Source organism: Acidovorax sp. LjRoot38 (genome assembly GCF_964252975.1).
GTDB classification, from domain to species: Bacteria; Pseudomonadota; Gammaproteobacteria; order Burkholderiales; family Burkholderiaceae_C; genus Acidovorax; species Acidovorax facilis.
In genome coordinates this window covers 1-20576 of the sequence record NZ_CAXUPT020000026.1, presented here as the reverse complement: position 1 = coordinate 20576, position 20576 = coordinate 1, and the positions used below count along the sequence as shown (strand labels likewise).

18 protein-coding genes are annotated in these 20576 nt (G+C 56.3%); 8 read left to right on the top strand and 10 right to left on the bottom strand.

Features of this window, described 5'->3' with window-relative positions; genetic code table 11:
• Positions 1 to 380: 380 nt before the first annotated feature.
• Complete coding sequence (locus ACSQ22_RS25590) at positions 381 to 1238, bottom strand: cupin domain-containing protein (RefSeq protein ID WP_436131898.1); 858 nt, start codon at positions 1236 to 1238, stop codon at positions 381 to 383.
• 101 nt (positions 1239 to 1339) lie between these two features.
• Here ACSQ22_RS25590 and ACSQ22_RS25585 point away from each other — a divergent pair, with 101 nt between their 5' ends.
• Positions 1340 to 1768: an organic hydroperoxide resistance protein gene (locus ACSQ22_RS25585; RefSeq protein ID WP_228896117.1), complete on the top strand. Its 429-nt coding sequence runs from the start codon at positions 1340 to 1342 to the stop codon at positions 1766 to 1768.
• A gap of 60 nt (positions 1769 to 1828) precedes the next feature.
• Positions 1829 to 2782, top strand: a complete 954-nt coding sequence (locus tag ACSQ22_RS25580) for an alpha/beta fold hydrolase (RefSeq protein ID WP_228896116.1) — start codon at positions 1829 to 1831, stop codon at positions 2780 to 2782.
• Positions 2783 to 2806: 24 nt separating this feature from the next.
• On the opposite strand, the gene ACSQ22_RS25575 is transcribed toward ACSQ22_RS25580, so the two are convergent.
• Complete coding sequence (locus ACSQ22_RS25575; protein WP_228896115.1) at positions 2807 to 3088, bottom strand: hypothetical protein; 282 nt, start codon at positions 3086 to 3088, stop codon at positions 2807 to 2809.
• A 603-nt stretch (positions 3089 to 3691) separates the two neighbouring features.
• On the opposite strand from ACSQ22_RS25575, the gene ACSQ22_RS25570 reads away from it, so the two are divergent.
• The gene (locus ACSQ22_RS25570; RefSeq protein WP_436131897.1) at positions 3692 to 4126 is read left to right on the top strand and encodes a hypothetical protein; all 435 of its coding nucleotides are present in this window, start codon (positions 3692 to 3694) and stop codon (positions 4124 to 4126) included.
• Between the two features lie 56 nt (positions 4127 to 4182).
• Positions 4183 to 5418: a hypothetical protein gene (locus ACSQ22_RS25565; protein WP_436131896.1), complete on the top strand. Its 1236-nt coding sequence runs from the start codon at positions 4183 to 4185 to the stop codon at positions 5416 to 5418.
• A 242-nt stretch (positions 5419 to 5660) separates the two neighbouring features.
• Here ACSQ22_RS25565 and ACSQ22_RS25560 read toward each other — a convergent pair whose 3' ends face one another.
• Positions 5661 to 6143, bottom strand: a complete 483-nt coding sequence (locus tag ACSQ22_RS25560) for a hypothetical protein (protein ID WP_436131895.1) — start codon at positions 6141 to 6143, stop codon at positions 5661 to 5663.
• Between the two features lie 668 nt (positions 6144 to 6811).
• On the opposite strand from ACSQ22_RS25560, the gene ACSQ22_RS25555 reads away from it, so the two are divergent.
• On the top strand, positions 6812 to 7435 hold the full coding sequence (locus tag ACSQ22_RS25555) for a tyrosine-type recombinase/integrase (protein ID WP_228896122.1): 624 nt from the start codon (positions 6812 to 6814) through the stop codon (positions 7433 to 7435).
• Between the two features lie 437 nt (positions 7436 to 7872).
• Here the strand turns inward: ACSQ22_RS25555 and ACSQ22_RS25550 are convergent, their stop codons facing one another.
• The 6 genes from ACSQ22_RS25550 to ACSQ22_RS25525 all read right to left on the bottom strand — a co-directional run bounded on the left by ACSQ22_RS25550 (position 7873) and on the right by ACSQ22_RS25525 (position 16460).
• Positions 7873 to 10911 (bottom strand): EAL domain-containing protein, encoded by a 3039-nt coding sequence (locus ACSQ22_RS25550; RefSeq protein WP_218299978.1) that lies wholly within the window; start codon positions 10909 to 10911, stop codon positions 7873 to 7875.
• A 548-nt stretch (positions 10912 to 11459) separates the two neighbouring features.
• Positions 11460 to 11684: a hypothetical protein gene (locus ACSQ22_RS25545; RefSeq protein ID WP_228896126.1), complete on the bottom strand. Its 225-nt coding sequence runs from the start codon at positions 11682 to 11684 to the stop codon at positions 11460 to 11462.
• A 279-nt stretch (positions 11685 to 11963) separates the two neighbouring features.
• On the bottom strand, positions 11964 to 12545 hold the full coding sequence (locus tag ACSQ22_RS25540; RefSeq protein ID WP_228896128.1) for a cysteine hydrolase family protein: 582 nt from the start codon (positions 12543 to 12545) through the stop codon (positions 11964 to 11966).
• 202 nt (positions 12546 to 12747) lie between these two features.
• Positions 12748 to 15288 carry a DNA ligase D gene (ligD, locus tag ACSQ22_RS25535; RefSeq protein WP_057228259.1) on the bottom strand — a complete coding sequence of 847 codons (2541 nt, stop codon included), beginning with the start codon at positions 15286 to 15288 and terminating at the stop codon, positions 12748 to 12750.
• 6 nt (positions 15289 to 15294) lie between these two features.
• Positions 15295 to 16305, bottom strand: coding sequence for a Ku protein (locus ACSQ22_RS25530; protein WP_057228257.1), 1011 nt, complete (start codon positions 16303 to 16305; stop codon positions 15295 to 15297).
• 8 nt (positions 16306 to 16313) lie between these two features.
• Complete coding sequence (locus ACSQ22_RS25525; RefSeq protein WP_158004173.1) at positions 16314 to 16460, bottom strand: hypothetical protein; 147 nt, start codon at positions 16458 to 16460, stop codon at positions 16314 to 16316.
• Positions 16461 to 17302: 842 nt separating this feature from the next.
• Here ACSQ22_RS25525 and ACSQ22_RS25520 point away from each other — a divergent pair.
• From ACSQ22_RS25520 to ACSQ22_RS25510, 3 genes are all read left to right on the top strand, one after another.
• Positions 17303 to 17860 carry a DUF1003 domain-containing protein gene (locus ACSQ22_RS25520; RefSeq protein WP_436131894.1) on the top strand — a complete coding sequence of 186 codons (558 nt, stop codon included), beginning with the start codon at positions 17303 to 17305 and terminating at the stop codon, positions 17858 to 17860.
• Positions 17861 to 18037: 177 nt separating this feature from the next.
• Entirely contained in the window at positions 18038 to 19189 is a 1152-nt protein-coding gene (locus ACSQ22_RS25515) for a DUF3182 family protein (RefSeq protein ID WP_057228254.1), read from the top strand.
• On the top strand, positions 19186 to 19950 hold the full coding sequence (locus ACSQ22_RS25510) for an alpha/beta hydrolase family protein (protein WP_057228252.1): 765 nt from the start codon (positions 19186 to 19188) through the stop codon (positions 19948 to 19950). Before ACSQ22_RS25515 ends, ACSQ22_RS25510 begins: the two co-directional genes overlap by 4 nt.
• A gap of 108 nt (positions 19951 to 20058) precedes the next feature.
• Here the strand turns inward: ACSQ22_RS25510 and ACSQ22_RS25505 are convergent, their stop codons facing one another.
• Positions 20059 to 20535, bottom strand: a complete 477-nt coding sequence (locus tag ACSQ22_RS25505; protein ID WP_218299980.1) for a CBS domain-containing protein — start codon at positions 20533 to 20535, stop codon at positions 20059 to 20061.
• Positions 20536 to 20576: the final 41 nt, after the last annotated feature.

Sequence of the window (20576 nt, the reverse complement as noted above, 5' to 3'; positions counted from 1 at the left end):
GTGAACTCTGCAGCGTCAGCTTTATATGGGTCTGGCCGGCCGGCTTCAACGGTGCACTGTGTGACCGCTTTTTGCCGAGGCTGACGTTTGTCAAGCCCGCCAGGAAGCCGAAGCTCGGCGGCAATCCCGCGTCGCTGGCATGGGACTCAGGCAGGGTGGTGACTTCGGTCGGTTGAGGCTCGTAGCCTGCTGCCGCTGGCGCATGACCGCGCCGGACTCATGGGCACGTTCTACCTGCAAAGCTACCTGGTTAACGGCCTGCCCACTATGGTTGCAAGTTGTCTGGCTCAACGGACTCCGTTGCTCACGGCCGTGCATGCTCAGGGCGCCGTGATCGCTGCATGGGTCACTATTTCACTTTGGCAGACGCGGCAACGCGCCTAAGTCATTACCTGCGCCTGCTTTTGTGCTTCGCGCCATTGGCGTGGTGGCATGCCGATCTGGGCGCGGAAGGCGCGGGAAAACGCCGTCTCGCTGCCGTAGCCCACGGCATCGGCTACCTGCAGCAGCGACTGGCCCTGGCGCAGCAGGCGCTGGGCAATGGCCATGCGCCAGTTCTGCAAATACACCCCGGGCGTGCAGCCCACCGTGTCGCGAAAGCTGTTGGCAAACACACTGCGCGACATGCCGCACAGCGCGCCCAGTTCCTCCAGGCTCCAGGCATTGGCGGGAGACTCATGCATGGCCACCAAGGCCAACCGCAAGCGCGGATGGGCCAACCCCGCCAGCATGCCTCCCTGCACCTGACTGCGTTCCATCAGCTGTCGAAGCACCTGGATCAGCACCACCTCAAACAAGCGGTTCAGCACCGTAGTGCGCCCACAGCGCTGGGCAAAGGCTTCATCGAACAGCAACTGCAGCACCACGGCGGCATCGGGCATATCTTCCAGTGGCAGGCAGACCACGTTGGGCAACGCATCGGCAATGGAGTTGTTCATCCCACCGGCAAACACCAAGTTCGCACAGACCATGTCGGCACCCGAATACGCATTGCTTTCAAAACGGTGCGGCATGGGCCGTGGGTAAAGCAGCAGGCTGGGGGTATCGATTTCCAGCTGCTCACTCCCGTGGTAGACGGTGAGCGGGCCACGGCGTATCAGGTGCATCTGTCCCATGTTTTCCTTGGCAGCCAGCCAGTGGCTGCCGCACAAGGTACCAGCATGAAACATCTCGGCCGTGACCGAGAAGTGATTGAGCAAGGCTGCCAAGCGATCCACCATAAAAATACCGAAAGTCAAGAATCAAATACTAATCATCATAAATCGTATCGCTGAACGCGAGAAACTTCTTCCTGTCGCAACGCAGTACTGAACTGCACCCCACGCAGGAGTTGAAAACCATGTCCCTCGCCAAAGTGCTCTACACCGCCTCTGCCACCACCACCGGCGGCCGCACCGGCCAAACCGTTTCCTCGGACGGTGCCCTGGCCGTGCAACTGTCCACGCCCCGTGAACTGGGCGGTGCCGGCGGCAGCGGCACTAACCCCGAGCAGCTGTTTGCCGCTGGCTATTCGGCCTGCTTCTTGAGCGCACTGCAGTTTGTGTCCCTGCGCAATAAGAAGGTCTTGCCCGCTGACACCCGCATCACCGGCGAAGTCGGTATCGGCCCCATCCCCACGGGTTTTGCCATCCAGGTACAGCTGACCATCCGCGCCCCCGGGATGGAACGTGCCGTGATCGAAGACCTGGTGAAGCAGGCACACATCGTCTGCCCTTACTCCAACGCAACCCGCGGAAACATCGACGTCACCCTGGTGATCGCCGACTAAGCAGCGCCCCTGTTTATCCATTACTTCCTCACCCCGACCTCAAATCTTCAGGAGATCACAATGAACGCGTTTGTCCGTACTTCTGCCATCGCTCTGCTCGCCGCAGCCGCCCAACTCGTGGCCCAGGCTGCGCCCACCACCTCCCACACCGCACCCGCTCCGGTCGAAGCATCTGCCCGCACGGCTAGCACCATTACCACCGTCGATGGCGTGCAGCTTTACTACAAGGACTGGGGTCCTAAAAACGGCCCAGTTGTCACCTTCAGCCACGGCTGGCCCTTGAGTTCGGACAGTTGGGAGTCGCAAATGATCTTCCTGGCATCCAAAGGTTACCGCGTGGTGGCGCACGACCGCCGTGGCCATGGCCGCTCCAGTCAACCATGGGATGGCAATGACATGGACCACTATGCCGACGACCTGGCCGCCGTGATCAATGCACTGGATCTGAAGGACGTGACCTTGGTGGGCTTTTCCACAGGCGGCGGCGAAGTGGCACGCTACATCGGTCGCCACGGTACGGCCCGCGTCAAGAAGGCCGTACTGGTCAGTTCCGTGCCACCGCTGATGCTCAAGACGGCCGACAACCCTGGCGGTCTGCCCATCGAAGTGTTTGATGGCATCCGCAAGGCCGCGCTGGAGAACCGCTCGCAGCTGTATCTGGACATTGCCTCCGGCCCCTTCTTCGGCTTTAACCGACCAGGCGCCACACCCAATCAGGGCCTGATCCAGTCCTTCTGGGTGCAGGGCATGCAGGGGGGCCATAAGAACACCTACGACTCGATCTCGGCGTTCTCGGCCACGGACTTCCGCGCCGACCTCAAGAAATTCGATGTGCCTACCTTGGTGATCCATGGCGATGATGACCAAGTGGTGCCGATTGACGCCGCTGGCAAGGCAGCAGCTGCGCAGATCAAGGGCGCACAACTGATTGTCTACCCCGGTGCACCGCATGGTTTGACCGATACGCACAAGGACCGTCTGAATCAGGATCTTTTGCACTTCCTGGCTCAATAAAACTTGAGGCCAAGGCTTAAATTTTTAAGCCTTGGCCTTGCTTGTATTTATGTTGCTAGGTAAAAAATTTGATATGCGAATCGACCATGTTTGTAGATAGTGCGTGATGTCGACATGGGCAGCAAAAACAGCTGCTTGGCGGACGGCAGCAATGGGGCAGCACACGCCTGTAGCGGCTGTCTTCCGTTTGAATACGCGGTGAACCACGCAAGCGATTGAACGGTCTTCAATGTGAAGCTGCCCATCGAGGCTGACGGCGCTCAAAGGCTGGTGTTGCTGATTGCTGCCGCTCAGGCGCAGTGCCATGAATGACTCAGATCAGCCTGTAGCCGCCACGCCGGAGGTATGTTCTGCAGCGAGTGCGGTCCTTCGGCCTCGCTTCGTCATGGACCGCTTGGGGGGATCGCCGTCGTAGAAGCTGCCGCGTACCGTGAGCGCCTAGAGTGCAGTGATTGGAGCCGGTCACAGAAATGGCGCGACCCGGTACTATGGGGGAACAGCAGCGCAGCTGATGCTTTCCCAGGTCGGAAATAAGTCCACTACTGCATGCACGATTTCATCGCTCACACGGCCGGGCTCGATCATCCCAGGCCAAACGCACGATGAAGGGCACTCGGATGCCCCCATCCTATGCTGTGAAGTATTGGCCTCGCCATGGGCTCACGCAACCGTCCTATGGTTTGATGAACTCAGGACCATTGTCACTGGCGAATATCACGATGGTGTTGTCATTTATGGCTCCACATCCGAGTACCTTTTCCGCATCGAATGTCATGTCGCTAAGCTGGTTTTGTTAGTGTAGAAAACGGTACGCCCAATTTAGACATAGTCGGCTGACTGCCGCGTTTCTAAGATCCCTCCCATGACGACTGAAGGACGGCTCTTTCAGGTCATACAAAAGGAGTAATCATGAGTTTTTTCGACTTTTTCGGTGAGGTCGCTGGTTTTGTTGGTGATGTGTTGGGAAATGCCGCCAGCGCAGTCGGCGGCGCTGCTGTCGACGCGATGAGCTCCGCTGTAGATGTTGTAGCGGAAAACCCGGTCAAATCGGTTTTGATCGGTGCCGCAACGCTTGCAACCGGCGGAGCCGCACTGGCATTCGCCGCACCCATCGCGGCCACTATTGGGGCCACAGGCGCGCTCGGTGCAGCGAGCACAGGAACGGCCATAAGCACTTTGTCTGGCGCCGCGCTGGCGAATGCGTCACTGGCAGCGATCGGCGGTGGCGCAGTTGCCGCTGGCGGCGGCGGGATGGCCGCAGGCACGTTGGTCGTTGGCGGCGTCAGTGCCACTGTCGGTGGCGCTGTAACCGCTGGCGTAACGCATGCCCTTGACCGCGCCTGATTCGGCATTGCCGGGACATCTGGGGGCATCGGCGTCCCCAATTTAGAGGAGAGGATATGGGACGTGTGGCCAGCCATCAAGTCGCCGGACTGGATTTCATCGATAAGCTTTATTTCACGCAGCTGCTTGTGTTCTGCACCATGTCTCAGGCAGAACGAAACATCCTCGAGAGAATCATCGGGCGCATTGAGGAGGAAGTGGAAAAACTGCATTTGGCTGTGGTCGAGGCGGCAGTATTTCGCAATGCTATTTTCAGCATGCTTGAGGTGGCCATCTCCAATAACTTGACAGATCTAGGGAGATCATTCCATATAGATGCACCTCCCATGCCAGAAGACTTGAAAAAGGTCAGCCCGGCGCTGTCCGAGCACAACCGCATTTATCTAATGACAATGGTAAGGGCCACAGTTGAGATGAGCAAACAGGTTGATCTCAGGCAGGCAGTCAAGATCGTCGAGCACCTAGCTACGGAATTTTCTGATGCACCGGCGGTGGTACGTTACGACTTATCAGAACGTTGCTTTGCACTGGAGTATCTGAATGGGCCGATGGCTTGCTTCGCATGGCTTTGCAAAGTCCGCGTTCTCAATGTCACAAAGACAACTCCAGAACGCTTGCCCGAAGAATTCCACACCGAGTTCTTGTTGCGCCTCGTGATGATGTGCGAGTTTGAAGATGTTTGCGCTCATTTCCGTCGGATTCTGGAGCCAGGAAATCCTGCTGCACTCATGCTTGATGCGGCTAAGACGTTTGAGCACTCCGCGGCGACCAGAGCAAGGTTGTTCGAACTGGAAACCAAGCTCCGTGGAGCGATGGTGATCCCGGAATTGAGAAGCTCCTTTTCAGTGTTATCTCTAGACGACCTTAACTCGGAACAGGCCTTGCAGCGCTTCTTCAGTCAGATTGGGAGTCGACGCGGAAGATTTCGAATTTCGGACGGCACCATCGCCAGCTGGCTCGGGACTCTGGGGGCGGCAATGGTTGAGATCCAGCACCGAATCGTTGGGAACAAGAAACCCATTTATATAGAGATCTGCAACGAGGGCAGCATCACCGATACGGTGATGCTCAAGCTTAAGAAGCTAGGATTTGTGATCAATCCTCGAACACTTTACGAGCGGCACCGTGAACTTCGCCAGGGAAACCTGCGCATCGTTCAAGTCTATTACAACATCTTAGAAAAAGAAGACGTTGCCATTCCACCGCAGTATGACGACATGTTTTATTTCGGGTTAGTGCCTATCATGGGAGACAACCCCGGGGGACCATCAAATGCTAAGTCAACTTCTTGAAGTTCAGAAAGGAGGAAGCTCATTCTGGAGAAGAAATAGGAAATGATTTCGCTCAATTCGTGTACCAACGCAAGAGCCTTTATCTTCGGATATGAAGTGCAAAAAACGCAAAGCCCTCCCGTTCGCTCTCTAGAGCTTTGGAGCCGAAGGCCCCTTGTGCTCCCGCCGAAATGTCATTATTGCCAAGCACCGTGCCGCAAGACAGCTCGCTATACGCGAGTTCGGTCGCAGCGCGGTACTCGCTAGCCTTGGATGCGCTTCCAGTACTGAAAAATGGGCGCGCCTGACTGCGTGTCGAAGCTGTGATTCACGGGGGCGCCGAAACTGCGCACGGCGATTTTGTTCGACGCTTCATTGGTGTCCCCGACAATCGCTTCCAGCCAGAAATCATGAAGGCCTTTCTTCGCAAACAAGTCCTTCACTTCGATGACGGTCTGTTCAACGATCTGTCCGCAGTAACCTTTGCGTCGGTGACGCTCAGGAACGGCCCAACCAAAGCCGAACGCTGGCATGCCTTCAATAGCCTCAACAGGAACAACTTGAACGTAGCCCAGCAGGTCACGACCCCAAAACCTTGCTACCGTGATTCGCGCGACATCGGGGTCGGGATTGTCAAGAACAATACGAAAGGTCGGATCTCGTTCCGAGAACCGAATGGTCAAAGTCTTGTCCTTCTTGTTTACGGCCTTCTCAAAACTCTTAAGAGGAATAGACGGATCGATCATCCCATCTGCGGAGTAGATAGATCTCGGATCGCGAGTCATGCAGTAGCCCATTCTTCTGAGTGAAAATGACGTTTACGAGTAGCACTGTGGTGTCACTTTTGCGGTCCGCTTTTTCCAGCACCAAGTAACGTTTTCCGGTGAAGTAATTGGACATCACGTCCAAACATAGGTCGATAGCCTCCGCCTCGAACGGACGGTTTATATTCAGCCCTTAATCTACGCTGCCTAGAAAAGTCACCAGGTTGGCACATTCACTGCCCAGCACCGTAGGGCCGAGATCTGAATGGAGAGCTAGCTCCCAAACCTTCCCGTCTCTGTGGGCACGCACGAACACGGGCCAATTGGTTCAGGAACGATCTCATAACAAGGAACAGGGCGCATTGGTTGGCTCTCCTGTGACTGTCGAATCACATTCTAGACTCTGGCCATAGGGAGAAGACCTGCTTCTTGTCCCCGGTTCTGCCCCTAAGCGAGCGGCTGCTTCTGGCTGATTGCAGTCGCACAACATGCAGTCGTTGAACGACTGCTGCGATCGAGAGCAGACAGTGAAGAACATCACTGGGCGTTTTTCTGCACCGCAAGAACTGACACAGCTACCGTGGTCACTCGTGGACAACGGCGTCTAGAAGGCGCATGGTCTTTGTCCCCCCACTCCATGGGAGACCATCATGGAATCCGTTGCAGCCGTCGTTCATCGCGAGCCCTGGAACAAGGGAAAGATCGTTGGTCAGAAGGCGCCGTTCAAGCCCAAAGACATCTGGGCGCTGCGCGTGCGCCTACAGATGGAGAACCGGGTGCGCGAGCTTGCGCTCTTCAATCTGGGAATCGACAGCAAGCTACGCGGGTGCGACCTGGTCGCCCTCAAAGTCCGCGATGTTTGCCATGGCGACCAAGTCGCTTCACGAGCAACGGTCATGCAGCACAAAACTCATCACCCCGTCCAGTTCGAGCTGACGGCGACCACTCGCGAAGCGCTTCAGCAATGGATCAAGACCGCCAAGCTGAAATCAGAAGACTTTATCTTTCCGAGCCGACTTCACAAGTCGCCGCATCTCGGGACGCGTCAGTACGCCCGAATTCTTGAGCGCTGGGTGTTGCAGCTTGGCTTGGATCCAACAGAGTATGGAACGCACTCCATGCGGCGCACCAAGGCTACGCTCATTTACCGCAGAACAAAGAACCTACGCGCAGTCCAGCTCCTCCTGGGCCACTCAAAGATCGAGTCAACTGTCCGTTATCTTGGCATTGAGGTCGACGATGCTCTTGAGCTATCCGAACAGACCGAGATTTGAGTTGACGGAGCACAAAATTCTCACCGGGGGCGGCTAAGCTGTGGGCCTTAGATCACCGGAAGCTGTGGGATCACGAAGGGCATCCCGGGCAGCAGATCCGAAGTTGATCGATTCCTTTTTTGGGAGCTATAGCCCTCAGAGTTTGTTTTTGCGAAACAGCGTTCGCTGCGGACGACAATAGTCATTCAGCTCATCCTGAAGAAACCGGCCCCACATCTTGGAGCTCAGTCGCGTAAGCGCAGGAGAACCCATCACGGTAGTCGCTAGCGCGTCTGGCCAATCCGTGCGCCCTCCGCTCGGACCTCGTGTACTTGGAACTCACACTATCACTCTACTTGCGGCAGGCTACTAAAGGTCAACGCTGGATCGGCATCAATGGTCCGTTTGATGTTGGCGCCAACATCTTGGAGCGTACGAGCAAGCCCAACCTGCCCCAGCTAAAGAGAATCTAATCGCGGTATGGCTCTGTTGCGGAAAGAGTCATGATGATTGAATGCCTCACGAATGTTCTCGCGCAGCAAATCATCGTCCCAGGGTTTAGTAAGGAACTTGTAGATGGATCCGCGATTGATCGCGTCCGCAATAGACTCAAGATCGGTGTACCCTGACAAGATGATCCGAATCGTTTCTGGATAAAGATCACGGACGCGGGACAAAAACTCCGTGCCGGACATTTCTGGCATCCGCTGATCCGACAAAATCACCTGCACATCGTGATCACCGAGGATTCTCAGGCCCTCTTTTGCACTCGAAGCGGCCAGGATTTCATATCCATCCCGCCGCAGTACGCGTCTTAGAGCTGAAAGAATGCCCGGCTCGTCATCGACCACCAGAATTCTTCGCACCGGAGCATCAGGCTCTCGCGGAACCGGAATACAAGCTCCGGTATGAAGCAGCTGTCCCATGTCCTGCATGGATAAGGGCTTGCTGAAGTAATACCCTTGTATCTCATCGCAGTGTTTGCGACGCAGGTAGTTCATCTGGGCTTCTGTCTCGACCCCTTCGGCAATCACTTTGAGCTTGAGATTGTGGGCCAGATCAATGATGGCAATACAAATTGCAGCAGCATCAGGGTCGTAAATAACATCTTTGACGAAGCTCTGATCGACCTTCAAATAGTCGATAGGCAGCTTCTTAAGGTAGGCCAACGAAGAATAGCCCGTACCAAAATCGTCAACCGCCACGCGAACACCGAATTCGCGCATTTTCCTCAGACACTGCACGCACGATGCCACGTCCTCCACGAACAGGCTTTCCGTGATTTCTATGTCCAGAATGCTTGCATTGAAGGCTTGGAGTTTCTTGCGAACAGCATCCGCGAAATCTGCTCGCCTCATCTGGACCGCCGACACGTTGACCGCGATTCGTGGGGGTACGAGCCCCAGGGCGCACCATTGCGCATGGTCGGCAAGAGCCCGTTCGATGACCCATTGCCCCACTTCACCGATCATGCCGGTTTCTTCCAAGATGGGAACGAACTGTGCTGGGGGTATCAGGCCGACTTCGGGATCTTGCCAGCGGATTAGCGCCTCCATGCCCGTAATCTTTCCATCATGCAACCCAACCTTCGGCTGATAGTGCAAGAGGAATTGATCGCTCTTCAGCGCCTTGTGCAGCTTGCTTTCGATGCTCAACTGATTGCGCACCCGAGTGTTCATCGAGGTGGCATAGAACTGGTATCGACCCTGGCTGGCGCTGGCCTCGCGGCAAGCGGCTTCAGCATTGGTGAGCAAGACATCCGCATCATGCCCATCCTCAGGAAACATCGCGATTCCTGCGCGCAAAGTCAGATACAGCTCTTTACCTTCGACGAGAAAAGGTTTGTCGATTTGCGGCTGTACTTTTTCACGCAAAAAATGTGCGACATCCGAAGGCGACCCGCAGTGTGTAAGAACACCCCCGAACTGGTCGGCACCGATTCTGGCTATTTGGTTTGTACGGCCAACAACCTCCGAAAGGCGCAAGGCCACGAGCTTGAGCAGTACATCGCCCACGTGCCTTCCTAGCGTGTCATTGACGTTCCTGAAGCGGTCTACGTTGAACCACAGCAACGCCATCTTCGAAGAACTCTCGGGGTTGTTCTGCGTCAACTGGCGTATGCGATCTTGAAGCAGACTCCTGTTGGGCAAACCGGTGAGTGCGTCGTAGTAGGCAAGATAGTTGAGCTCTTCCGCTTTCTCTAAATGATCCAGCGAAAACGCAATGTCGTTTGCCAGCTCCTCCAGCAAAAGAACTTCTTCGTCATCGAAAAAGTGTGTTTCTTCGGAATACAGCACCAATACCCCAATGGATTGCTGCGCGATGGAGAGCGGCAGAACGGCGAAACTTGCGAAGCCACGGTCGAGCGCCTGCTGTTTGAGCACAATCCGCTCATCTTTGGCGGTGTTCTGGACGAGGATTGTGAAACCTTTTCGGATGCTCTGCCCGACTATTCCGTACTCGCTCTCCTGCTCGACGCGCATTCCCATTGGGATGTGTTCGATATAGTCCTCCCCCGCCCCGGACCATGCCACAGCGGCTACGCGCTGCGAATCGTTATCCACAAGACCGATCCATGCGAGCTTGAAGCCTCCTGCATGGACAGCGATATTGCAGGCCTCCTGGAAAAGTTCTTCCCGATTCTGGGTTCGTACGATGAGTGAGTTGATTCCGCTGAGCACAGCGTAGACCCTATTGAGCCGCTGGACCTTAATTTCAGCGTTCTTGCGTTCAGTGATATCAACCACTGAGCCTGCCATGTAGGTGGCGCGTCCGTGTGCGTTCCAGACCGCCTGTCCCTTGGCGTGGGACCAGCGATAGCTACCATCCTTTGCCAAGGCTCTATATTCGACGTCATAGGGAACATGGTTCCTGATATGTGCGGAGAATGCAGCGAGGACTCGCACTCGGTCGGCGGGTTCTAGAAGCGCAAGCCATCCCTCTGCGGTGTTCTCGACATCTTCTTCGCTATAGCCCAAACGCATCTTCCACTGCGGCGAAATCTGGGCCAACCCCGTTTCGATGTCCCAGTCCCACACATCGCCCGTGGACGCTGCGAGTCTGAACCGCAACTCACTGTGACGCAATGCTTCCAGCGTTCTCCGCTGCTCAAGCGCTGACTGCGCATCCCCCAACGCGCGACGCACAGCTGGGGCCAACCTTGCAAGATCGTGCTTCAGGACGTAGTCGGTCGCACCGCTTTTGAGCGCATGGATGACGTGGTCCTCACCGAAGACCTCTGACACCAAAATGAAGGGTGTATCGGGACAAACATCCCTGGCGACTAGAAGGGCATCCAATCCACTAAATTGAGGCAACTTGAAATCCGAAACGATTAATTCGGGTAACTGGTCCTGCAGGGCAGAGCGCAAGCTCTTTTCGGAATCCACAACTCGGATCTCGGGATTCAGAGCCGCTCGCTGCAGAAGCTGCGCAACTAACTCGACGTCACTCGGGTTGTCCGAAACAGCCACAATGTTCAGGGATGCGATCTGCAACTGCCTCTCCTCGCTTCCGCAAGAGTGCGGGTGCGTCACGGTCAGTCTACGCAACGAGCCCTCGGATATCAAGAAATTCGGTCACCTTGCCCCGCTTCACATCTGAGCCCGGTCCTAACTGCCGGTTTCAAGTCAGGCACGCCCATCCCCAGTACAAGCGCAGGCTGCTCAGGCACTGGCGGCGGTGGTACCCAGCTGTTGCTCGGATAATCCGCAAAATCTTGCCCGCCCGCATTTGAGGACCACTTTTGCAGGCGCTTGATGGACATCCATGTGCAGTCCCTTGACGCCGTTAGGCAAGCCCAGTTCCTTACGAATCACCCGTACCAAAGCGGCTTCTCCTGGGTCTAGGTCAACGGTGAGGCGGTCGGTCGGTCGGTCGGTCGGTCGGTCGGTCGGTCGGTCGGTCGGTCAATTTTGTCTTCACCGACCTTTCAGGTGTGAAACTTAACCGCGTTCATCTGCGCAGGGCAGCAGCCCAGATTGCAGGGACACAATGTGCAAGAGCTGCGAGGGGCCCCTGAAAACTGCCACTGTCGCGCCCAATACTAGGGCTGCAGAGGTTCGTGCTCTCTAGCGAGCGCCTCACGTCCCTTTGGTGTTAGTGCTAGCACGCGCGCATGGTGTATGCCGGAGAGCGGGTGTGGCAGCAAAACGGACACCAGATCGGCAGCGCGCAACACCCGAAGCTTGTCAATGCTCTCCTCATCTTCAACGGTGATCGGCAACTGAGCTTGAGCGATCTCCCGCAGGTACTCGAAAGGCACAGGCATCTCCTCGAAAAACGTCTGGAAGCGAGAAATTTTTATGTAGTTGTCCGCAACGCTATGTAATAAATCGTTTACCCCACTCCACTCATGGACAAGCGAACTCTTGGGTCGAATGACGACTGCGGATTCGGAGACTCACGGGCTCCGAAGATGCCCCATGGCATCGTCCCTGCGATGGTTGCAATCTCGACAAAAAGCGTTGGACAGTAAATAGCGAGGGTATCGCTATCGCTGATAGTTTGCGGACCGTGCCTGGGGGGAGCCATGGAGCACGAAGCTCGACTATCTGGCTCTTCTTATAGAACACTTCAACACACGCGACATCTGGCGCAGGGCTGCGGCTTTCGAGGTGTCTTTCTCCGCAGCGGTGCAGTCGCTCGGCACCCAGACTTTGTACCCATGCATGTAGGCGTCCATCGCCGTCAGATGGACACACATGTCCGCAGCCAAGCCCACTACGATCAATTCGCGTGCCTTCAGCTGGTGTAAAAGATGGTCCAGCGGGGTTGAGTGAAATGCAGAATGGCGAGGCTTCAGGATTGTTAGGTCGCGCGGTTGGGGGGCAAGCAAGGTGGCAATCTCGCCACGAGCCCCGGCCAGAGCTTGGCAGGCCGTCACCAGCTGTTTGAAATCTGAATGCCAAATCCCGTAGTTGTCATTGGCATAGATGGCGGCAACACCTTTGGACGCCAAACGTTTTTTAAGCTGTGCTGTGGCCCTGGCAGCAGGTAACGCACGCTTGAGCAAGCTCTCCGCGCCCGGAAAGTGCATGGGGTTGATGAAATCCACCAATACTAGAATCGTCGGGCTTGCCTTCAGAGAGTGCTGGTGAGCCCTGTCAAGAATGGTGGTCCTGGAAGTCATAGCATGAACACCTGTGGGCCATCCGAGGTTTCAGTTGCCAGCCTTATCAGGAATGCGCCTGGCCATGGAGCTCTCCTGAAAGTAATCGGTCAGTCTGTTCTCATTGCTGTCGCCTGGTTGTAGGACGTATTCAGTCAGAGATGTCTCCTTCACCCGGCGGAGAATGGAGAAAGCTCCGTCCTTTCGGCGACCCCTATCTGCTTTAGGGGAGGCGACCGAGTGCCTTGATCGCCGCAGACAAAGAGACGGCAGCTCCGCCATAGTCTCGCCACGGTCCGTTACCGGTGCGCAGTCTGCGCCCGACAGATTGAACGTTCCAGTGCGCACCACCGGTGACCCTGCCTAGCTCTTCCCACGATACTGGCACCGACACCCCCATCCCAGGACGGGCTCGGGCTGTCCAGGCGCTGGCGGTGGTAGCGCCAAGTCCATTGCGCAGATAGTCCGCAAAAATCTTGCCCACGCGATTTTTCGGGCCACTCTTGGCTACGAACCGCTGCGGGATGGTGCGTGCCAGGTGTTGAACGACCTCATGGCTGAAGCCTTTGACGGTGTCCCAGTCGTGCAAGCGCTTGATGGGCACAATGATATGCAGACCTTTGCCGCCACTGGTCTTGAGAAACGCTGGCAAGCCTAATTCGGTGAGCATCACGCGTACCAAGGTGGCGGCCTCCTGCACATGTTCCCACAGCACTCCTTCTCCGGGATCCAGGTCAAAGGTAATGCGGTCGGGGCGGTCTATCTTGTCTTTGCGGGCATTCCAGGTGTGGAATTCCACCGTATTCATTTGCGCAGCTGAGAGCAAGCCCTCCAGGCTGCTCACCTCTAGCAAGGGCGGGTGAGACGGGTATAGCGCTTGCGCAAGCTCTCGCACGCCGCTCACCCCCTTTGCGCGCCCAACATCCCAATGTTTCTGGAAGAACAGGTCCCCGTCTATCCCATCGGGTGCGCGGACCAGTGAAGTTGGCCGTGCTTTGAGGTGGGGCATTAACAGCGGTGCCACGGTGGCGTAATAGCGCACTAGGTCCATCTTGGTGATGCCGGTGGACGGATCGATGATGCGGTCCGCATTGGACACGCGCACGCTGCCCACAGCCGAGTCGGCTGCTGGGGTGGTCTTGCTGAGTGGCTGGGGCTTTTCTTGCGGGATGAACTTGGGGGTTTTGTCGCTACGCAAGCCCCTGAACACCGCGTGGCGAATGCGACCCTCATGGGTCCACTCCGCAAAGGACACCTCTGCAAGAAGCCGGGGAGTGACCCAGTGCGCCTTCTTGTCGACCGCCCTGGCGTTCTCAAACGGGTTTTTCGATACCTTGATCCTCTGCAGTTTTGCATGCAAATCCGTCAGCAGTTGCTGACTGAAGCCCGTGCCCACGTTGCCCACATAGCGCAAGGTGCCATCATCGTCATGCACACCCAGCAACAATGAACCAAACCCGAAGCGGGAACCCTGGGGATCGGTGTATCCGCCAATCACAAACTCCTGACGATGGCTGCATTTGAGCTTGATCCAGTCCTTGGTGCGACGCGACACGTATGCACTGTCTTTTCGCTTGCCGATGACGCCTTCAAAACCCAGTTGGCAAGCCGAAGAGACTAAGTCCGAGGGCTGGACATCAAAAGCCTCGCTGAAGCGGATGTGGTCCGAGGAAGACGCACCAATAACCTTGCCAAGTTGCTCTCGGCGTTCCATGAGCGAAAGACTGCGCAGATCGTCGCCGTCCGCATAGGGCAAATCGAATACGTAGAAAACCAGCTTGTCCGTAGACTCGCCATCAAAAGCGTTTTGCAGCGCCTGAAAATCCGGGATGCCCTGTGCATCGGGCATCAATACCTCGCCATCGATCCATCCTGATTTCAGCGGCAGGCTGGCAACCGCCTGCGCAAGGTGCGGCAACTTAGCAGTCCAGTCGTTGCCATTGCGGGTGTACAGGCGCGCCTTGCCATCCTCAACGCGCGCCATCAAACGGTAGCCGTCAAACTTCAGCTCCCAGATCCATTCTTCCGCATCTGCGGGAAGGCCCTCCACCAGTGTGGCGAGCTCGGGAGAGAGTTTGGTGGGGAGGGGCACTACGGGGGCTTTTTTCGAGGTCTTTGGTGGGGCGCTGGGCCGAGTTCGGACGGGTTTTCCTGTTGATCGTTTATCTTGCTGCGGCACTGTGTCGCCCTTCTTAGGCGGCAAGGGCGGCGGGATGGCTGCCACGCTGTCCGGCATTTCGTCTACTACGCTGAAAATCTGTGCAGAACGCTCCAGTCCGTCGCGCTCCTTAATGAGCAGCCAAGGGGGCTGGCGCTCGCCGCTACGGCCGTGCATGCGCACCAAAGTCCAGTGTCCCTGCAGCTTGTGTCCATGAAGCTTGAACTTGAGCTTGCCGTTGCGATAGCCCTCCGCGGGATCACCCTGAGGCTCCCAATAGCCTCGGTCCCAGATGATGACTCGGCCTGCACCGTACTGCTTGGGCGGTATCTCGCCTTCAAAGCTGTTGTACGAAATGGGATGGTCTTCCACCTGCACCGCCATACGTTTTTCTGCCGGGTCAAAGCTCGGTCCTTTCGGAACCGCCCAACTCTTCATCGTTCCCTCGATTTCCAGCCGCAGGTCATAGTGCAGGCGACTCGCCCAGTGCTTCTGAATGACGAACTGCAGCGCTTCAATACCAGGGGCCCCACCTTCTACAGGTTCTGGCGTGATGCTGAAGTTGCGTTTCTTCTTATACGCATCGAGAGCGTCCTTCATAGCCATGGTTCGTTATGCGGCGCGTCGGCCAGTTTTTTTGGAGGCGGGTTTTGTGGGCTTGGCGGACGGGGCGCTTTTATTTTTGGCAAGGGGCTTCTTGGCAGCAGCTTTCTTGGCGGGCGTGGACGGAAGCCGAGTCACGGATGCCTTGGCTTTGCCTGTCGACAGACTGCGCGATTTCTCCGGCGACTGGGAAGACTTTCCCGCCAGGCTACGTTTCAGGAGCGAAGTGAGATCCAACACCTCGGCGCCTGCAGATGCCGGCGGGCTGCTCTCCACCTTCGCAACATCGGCGATGTCTCCGGCTGAGGCCTTCTTCTCCACCAGCGCATTGATTTGGTCAGCAAAGGAGTTGCGGAAGCTGTCCGCATCCCATGCCTGTGTCATGTCATCGATAAGCTGCACGGCCATAGCCATTTCAGCATCTTTGATACCTGCGGTCTTGGGGTCCAAAGGTGGCAGATTCAATTGCTCGAATGATCGAATTTCGCCGCCCCAGCGAAGGAGATTTAATATGAGCGCCCGACCACAAGGTATGAGCACGGCGAGGTGCTGCTTGGACTGGATGACGACCTTGGCCACACCTACCTTGTTACTTTTGCGGAGCGCTTCGCGGAGCAAGGCGTAGACCTTCTCGCCCCGCTTGAGTGGAGCGGTGTAGTAAGGCCGCTCAAGATACACAAACGGAATCTCATCAGCGTCAAGAAACGCTTCGATTTCGATGGTCTGGGTGACTTTCGGAAAAGCAGCTGCGATCTCTTCGGGTGAAAGAACGACGTAGCGTCCTTCCTCGTACTCCACGCCCTTCACGATGTCGGTGCTGGCGATGTCCTTGCCAGTGATCTTGTTGATTCGCTTGTACCCTACTGGCTGCATAGAGCGTTTATCGAGCCAGTCAAAATCAACGCCCGAACTCGCGGTGGCCGAATACAACCCGACCGGGATATGTACGAGGCCAAAGCTGATAGCCCCTTTCCACATGGTGCGGGTAGATGTGGGTGCCTGGCCCCGGTCTTCTGCCATGACGCCGCTCACTGGGAAACAAGGTAATTGTTGACTGCGCCGCCCGAGGGCACGACTGCCACCACCGCCATCCAACAGTGGGGCCAGCCGCGCAGCTCGTAAGGCTCCCCCAATCTGATGAACGCGCCGTCGTGAATAGTTTTGTCGTAACTCATATATCAACTCCTTGAAAGGCACTTAGTCGAAATGCGTCTAGGGACTGGTGGAGGAAGAGACATTCAAGCGCATAAATGGGATCACCGAGCGTGCATGGCAATCAGTGCTTAGCGATACAACTAGACCGTGTGGCTTGCCCCTCCACCGTAGCGCTAAAAAATCATCCCAGCGGTTTCCACCGTGGCGGCTCGGGCTCTGGGTACGGAAACATTTCGCGCCGGGGACGCTGCAACGCTTCCCACTGCCGCATTCGCTTCAGTTGACGGGGTTTGAGAAGTACAGAACCGGAGCGATGGGTCTTCGACATATAGGCCTCCTCAACGCGTGGACCGAAATAACAATGCTGGCCGCCGTTGCGTTGTCACCTGATTTGCGGTGCGTTCAATGCGGCCCTCTGGGGTACTTTGCGTATGAGCCTCACACGCGTGCGTGAAGGCAAGAAAATTTTCGTATGTGAACGCAAGAACCCGGCGCTCGCAATTCTCACAAGAGGGTATTTGCGCTGCACTTTGCTTTCTCATTGGAGTGACCTCCACCATTGCCAGAACGTCACATCAGCGTAGGACATGCACCCAGCGTCCGGGAGCAGGAATCTTTCAATCGAGCGTGTAGGTCATCACCGATTCAAAGCTGGAGTGATCACATTGCTCCGGACTGTCGGGAGTACGGACATTGAGCCTTGTTGGCCACCCACGTTTGCCTACGACTTTCGCCTACATCGACCTCATTCCTGTCTATCGACGATGCAGTTCCCAACGATCTATAAGGGACATTCGGATCCCCTGGCGTTTGACTTCAAAAAACTGGTGGCTTCGGGTTGGCCAATTTTCAAGGAGATTCTGTGGACCACGTCAATGATCACATTGCGCAAGTCACTTATCGAAATATCGAGAACATCCTATGCGCCGAGGACGTTCGAAGGAACAACACTCAGCTTCTTTACCGGGCTGTAGCGAAGGTAACTCAGGCATGCGGCACGGTGGGCTTTCTGGCTCTAAACGCCTTCATTTTTATTGATTGGATAGTGTTCAACGAGCTCATCGTTAAGTTCGATCCTTTTCCATACACCCTGCTGCTATTTGGAGTGTCGCTCGAAGCGATTTTTCTGTCAGTTTTGATTCTCATCAGTCAGAACATGGCAGCAGCGGAGAGTGAACGTAGACACCATTTGGACCTCCAGATGAATCTACTCTCAGAACGAGAAATTACGGCGCTCATGCGGCTTGTAGTGCATATGGCAGAGAAGAACGGTATCCCGGATGAAAAGACGGAGGAAGTGCGTGCTTTCGCCCACGAAACGGATCCTGCGGGTGTGCTCCATCAGATCGTCCGCGCTGAACACCGACATCGCCTGGTCGTCGCAGGGGAGACCGCCCAGCCCAGGGCCAAAAGTGGCTGATGGGCTCCGCTGAAGTTCGGCCCCTGGGCATATCCCGCGTCACTGGAGCGACTGGCCACGCATTCTTTGCTCGCTCGTCCTACACGAGGCGCTTCCCTCCAAAAATACGATGGCATCGTGAACTTTGAAGCCCAAAATGCCCCTTTCGCTTCTGACCTTTAATCGCGGAGATTTCTCATGTTTGAGAAAGCTGCTCGAAGCCACCTCCCGGTCGCTCGACAAGACATCCGGGGAACGCGGGAAGTCGTGATGCCCTTTACACGAGGGTTGGCAGGACATACGAGTCATCACGAAATTGCGACTCGGGCCGAAGTAGCTCGCCGGATAGCGCACATGAAAGGCTGCGGAGTGAGTGATGAACTTCCCCAGGCGCTGTGGCCCGCCCGTACCTATCTCATCCCAAGCGAAACAGTGGTGGGTCTGGAGCTGGCTAAGAGCATTGGACTTCATGGTGAGGACGATTTGTTCGGAGGTGTCGTACCTCACGCATTTATCGCCTCAAAGGCGATTACGCATCCATTGGTCTCACCCAACTCAAAACGCCCTGAAGGGTGGAATCCTCAATTTCACGAGTTGGTACGTGACGCAGTGCTACCGGGTTACACAGCGTTTTCTCGTTCTGACGCTACAGAGGCCGTGAGGGAGTTGTTGGCACTGGGCCCGGTTCGACTGAAGCCCGTCGCAGAGACAGGGGGTCATGGACAGGTAGTAGTGAAAGGCCTCAAAGAGTTGAATGCATGCCTGTCACAAACGCCGGTTCAAGCATTGCGAGGGCCTGGCCTAGTGCTTGAACACAACCTGTCAGCGGTCGAGACACTGAGTGTCGGGCAAGTTCGAGTTGCTGGCATATTGGCTAGCTACTACGGTAAGCAGCACCTCACCGAGAACAATGCAGGTGTAGTGACATATGGAGGGTCTGACTTAACGGTCGTGCGTGGGGATTTCGGTGATCTATTGAAAACCCTAGCACCGGGCGCGGAGCGCATCGCTGTGGAACAGGCGCTCACCTACGACGAGGCGGTGAGGGGTTGTTTTCCAGGATTTTTTTCTTCGCGTATCAACTACGACGTCGCGCAAGGCCCGAACGCCATGGGCCAGTGGTGCTCTGGTGTCCTTGAACAGTCTTGGCGCATGGGAGGCGCGACGGGCGCCGAGATCGCTGCGCTGGAGGCTTTTCATGAGGACCCAAGTCTCATGCTGGTTCACACAAAGTGTGTCGAAATATTTGGCCCTCTTGTGCCACTTCCAGACGGTGCCGTGAAGTATTTCCAGGGAGAGGATCCTGAAGCGGGATTTTTGACAAAGTATGCGCTGGTGGAAAACCGATGACTACACGACACAGGACCATAAAGATTCCCACAGGAGATCGAACCATTGCTGGAACGTTGGTCGCGCCCGACACAATCGTCCCCGGCGTTTTGCTGGTGCATGGATGGGACGGAAGCCAGGAGCAGTACTTGGCACGGGCTCACGCCATTGCCGCTCTGGGATGCATTTGTCTCACCATTGACTTGCGTGGCCATGCGAACGATCGGGTACAACGTGACATCGTGACCCGCGAGGACAATCTCAACGACATGTTGGCGGCGTACGACACTCTCGTAGGCCATCCCGCCGTCGACGAAGAGTCTGTTGTGTTGGTAGGAAGCAGCTACGGTGGCTACCTGGCCTCGATCCTCAGCGCTATTCGGCCCGTGCGCTGGATGGCCCTGCGCGCCCCCGCCTTATATAAGGACGATGAGTGGCTGACGTCGAAACAGCATCTTGATCGGCAGGAAATTGCCCGTTATCGGGCATTGGAACTTCCAGCCAATAGCAACAGAGCCCTTGCGGCAAGCGCCGCTTTCAAAGGGGATGTTCTGCTGGTGGAGTCGGAGCTCGATCACATCGTCCCCCACACAGTGATCGAGAATTATCTAGCAGCTTTCCTCAAGACCCGATCCATGACACACCGGATGATTCCTGAAGCCGACCATAGCCTTTCTAAGAAAGAATGGAGCAACGCTTACACAGAAATGCTGGTGAAGTGGATGTCGGAAATGCTCGGTCACGCGAGGGAAGGCTTGGCTTCTGGACCAACACTGCGGTAGTGCTATCTCGAGTTGGAGGCTGACAGTAAGAAACTCAGAGGATCACGCATTTCTGCCCCAACAAGGGAATCTCGATAGGGACTCACGATGCAGGGAGGGCAGACAAAGTCAATCCGTCTGCCCGCCTCCTGCAGCGCCGCTGGCCGCAGACAGACCACCGCGATACGGTTCTGACGGCTCGGAGATGGTTCGCAGCGCGTCCATGGTGTCTGTGTCCTCCTCACCCTTGGTGGCCAAGTCACCCAGCGATACCACGCCCACCAGTTGCTGATCCTTGTCTACCACCGGAAGCCGACGCACCTGCTGGCTGCGCATAGTCTCCAGCGCCGCCGCGACGGTGTCATCCTCCTTGCAATACAACAAGCCCTCGGACATGACCTCGCTAAGCGGTGCATGCACGAGCTCTTGTGCCACCCCCCGCACGACAATGTCGCGGTCGGTGACCATACCCACTAGGCGGGCTCCATTGCAGACAGGCAGGGCACCAACGTCCAACTCACGCATTGCTTGCGCGGCCGCCGTCACAGTTTCACTGGGAGCCATGGTGCGTATGCCTCGGGTCATAACATCAGATACGGTTTGCATGTTGCGTCCTTAAATCAGGTGTGAGGTAGAACGGCGAGAAG

Bases quoted from the DNA above. Each gene is read 5' to 3' on its own strand.
- ACSQ22_RS25510 (WP_057228252.1), top strand. From the start codon at position 19,186: ATGACTACACGACACAGGACCATAAAGATTCCCACAGGAGATCGAACC.
- ACSQ22_RS25570 (WP_436131897.1), top strand. From the start codon at position 3,692: ATGAGTTTTTTCGACTTTTTCGGTGAGGTCGCTGGTTTTGTTGGTGAT.
- ACSQ22_RS25585 (WP_228896117.1), top strand. From the start codon at position 1,340: ATGTCCCTCGCCAAAGTGCTCTACACCGCCTCTGCCACCACCACCGGC.
- ACSQ22_RS25565 (WP_436131896.1), top strand. From the start codon at position 4,183: ATGGGACGTGTGGCCAGCCATCAAGTCGCCGGACTGGATTTCATCGAT.
- ACSQ22_RS25505 (WP_218299980.1), bottom strand. From the start codon at position 20,535: ATGCAAACCGTATCTGATGTTATGACCCGAGGCATACGCACCATGGCT.
- ACSQ22_RS25580 (WP_228896116.1), top strand. From the start codon at position 1,829: ATGAACGCGTTTGTCCGTACTTCTGCCATCGCTCTGCTCGCCGCAGCC.
- ACSQ22_RS25545 (WP_228896126.1), bottom strand. From the start codon at position 11,684: ATGCCTGTGCCTTTCGAGTACCTGCGGGAGATCGCTCAAGCTCAGTTG.
- ACSQ22_RS25575 (WP_228896115.1), bottom strand. From the start codon at position 3,088: ATGGCACTGCGCCTGAGCGGCAGCAATCAGCAACACCAGCCTTTGAGC.
- ACSQ22_RS25540 (WP_228896128.1), bottom strand. From the start codon at position 12,545: ATGACTTCCAGGACCACCATTCTTGACAGGGCTCACCAGCACTCTCTG.
- ACSQ22_RS25530 (WP_057228257.1), bottom strand. From the start codon at position 16,305: ATGGCAGAAGACCGGGGCCAGGCACCCACATCTACCCGCACCATGTGG.
- ACSQ22_RS25560 (WP_436131895.1), bottom strand. From the start codon at position 6,143: ATGATCGATCCGTCTATTCCTCTTAAGAGTTTTGAGAAGGCCGTAAAC.
- ligD (WP_057228259.1), bottom strand. From the start codon at position 15,288: ATGGCTATGAAGGACGCTCTCGATGCGTATAAGAAGAAACGCAACTTC.
- ACSQ22_RS25555 (WP_228896122.1), top strand. From the start codon at position 6,812: ATGGAATCCGTTGCAGCCGTCGTTCATCGCGAGCCCTGGAACAAGGGA.
- ACSQ22_RS25525 (WP_158004173.1), bottom strand. From the start codon at position 16,460: ATGAGTTACGACAAAACTATTCACGACGGCGCGTTCATCAGATTGGGG.
- ACSQ22_RS25515 (WP_057228254.1), top strand. From the start codon at position 18,038: ATGTTTGAGAAAGCTGCTCGAAGCCACCTCCCGGTCGCTCGACAAGAC.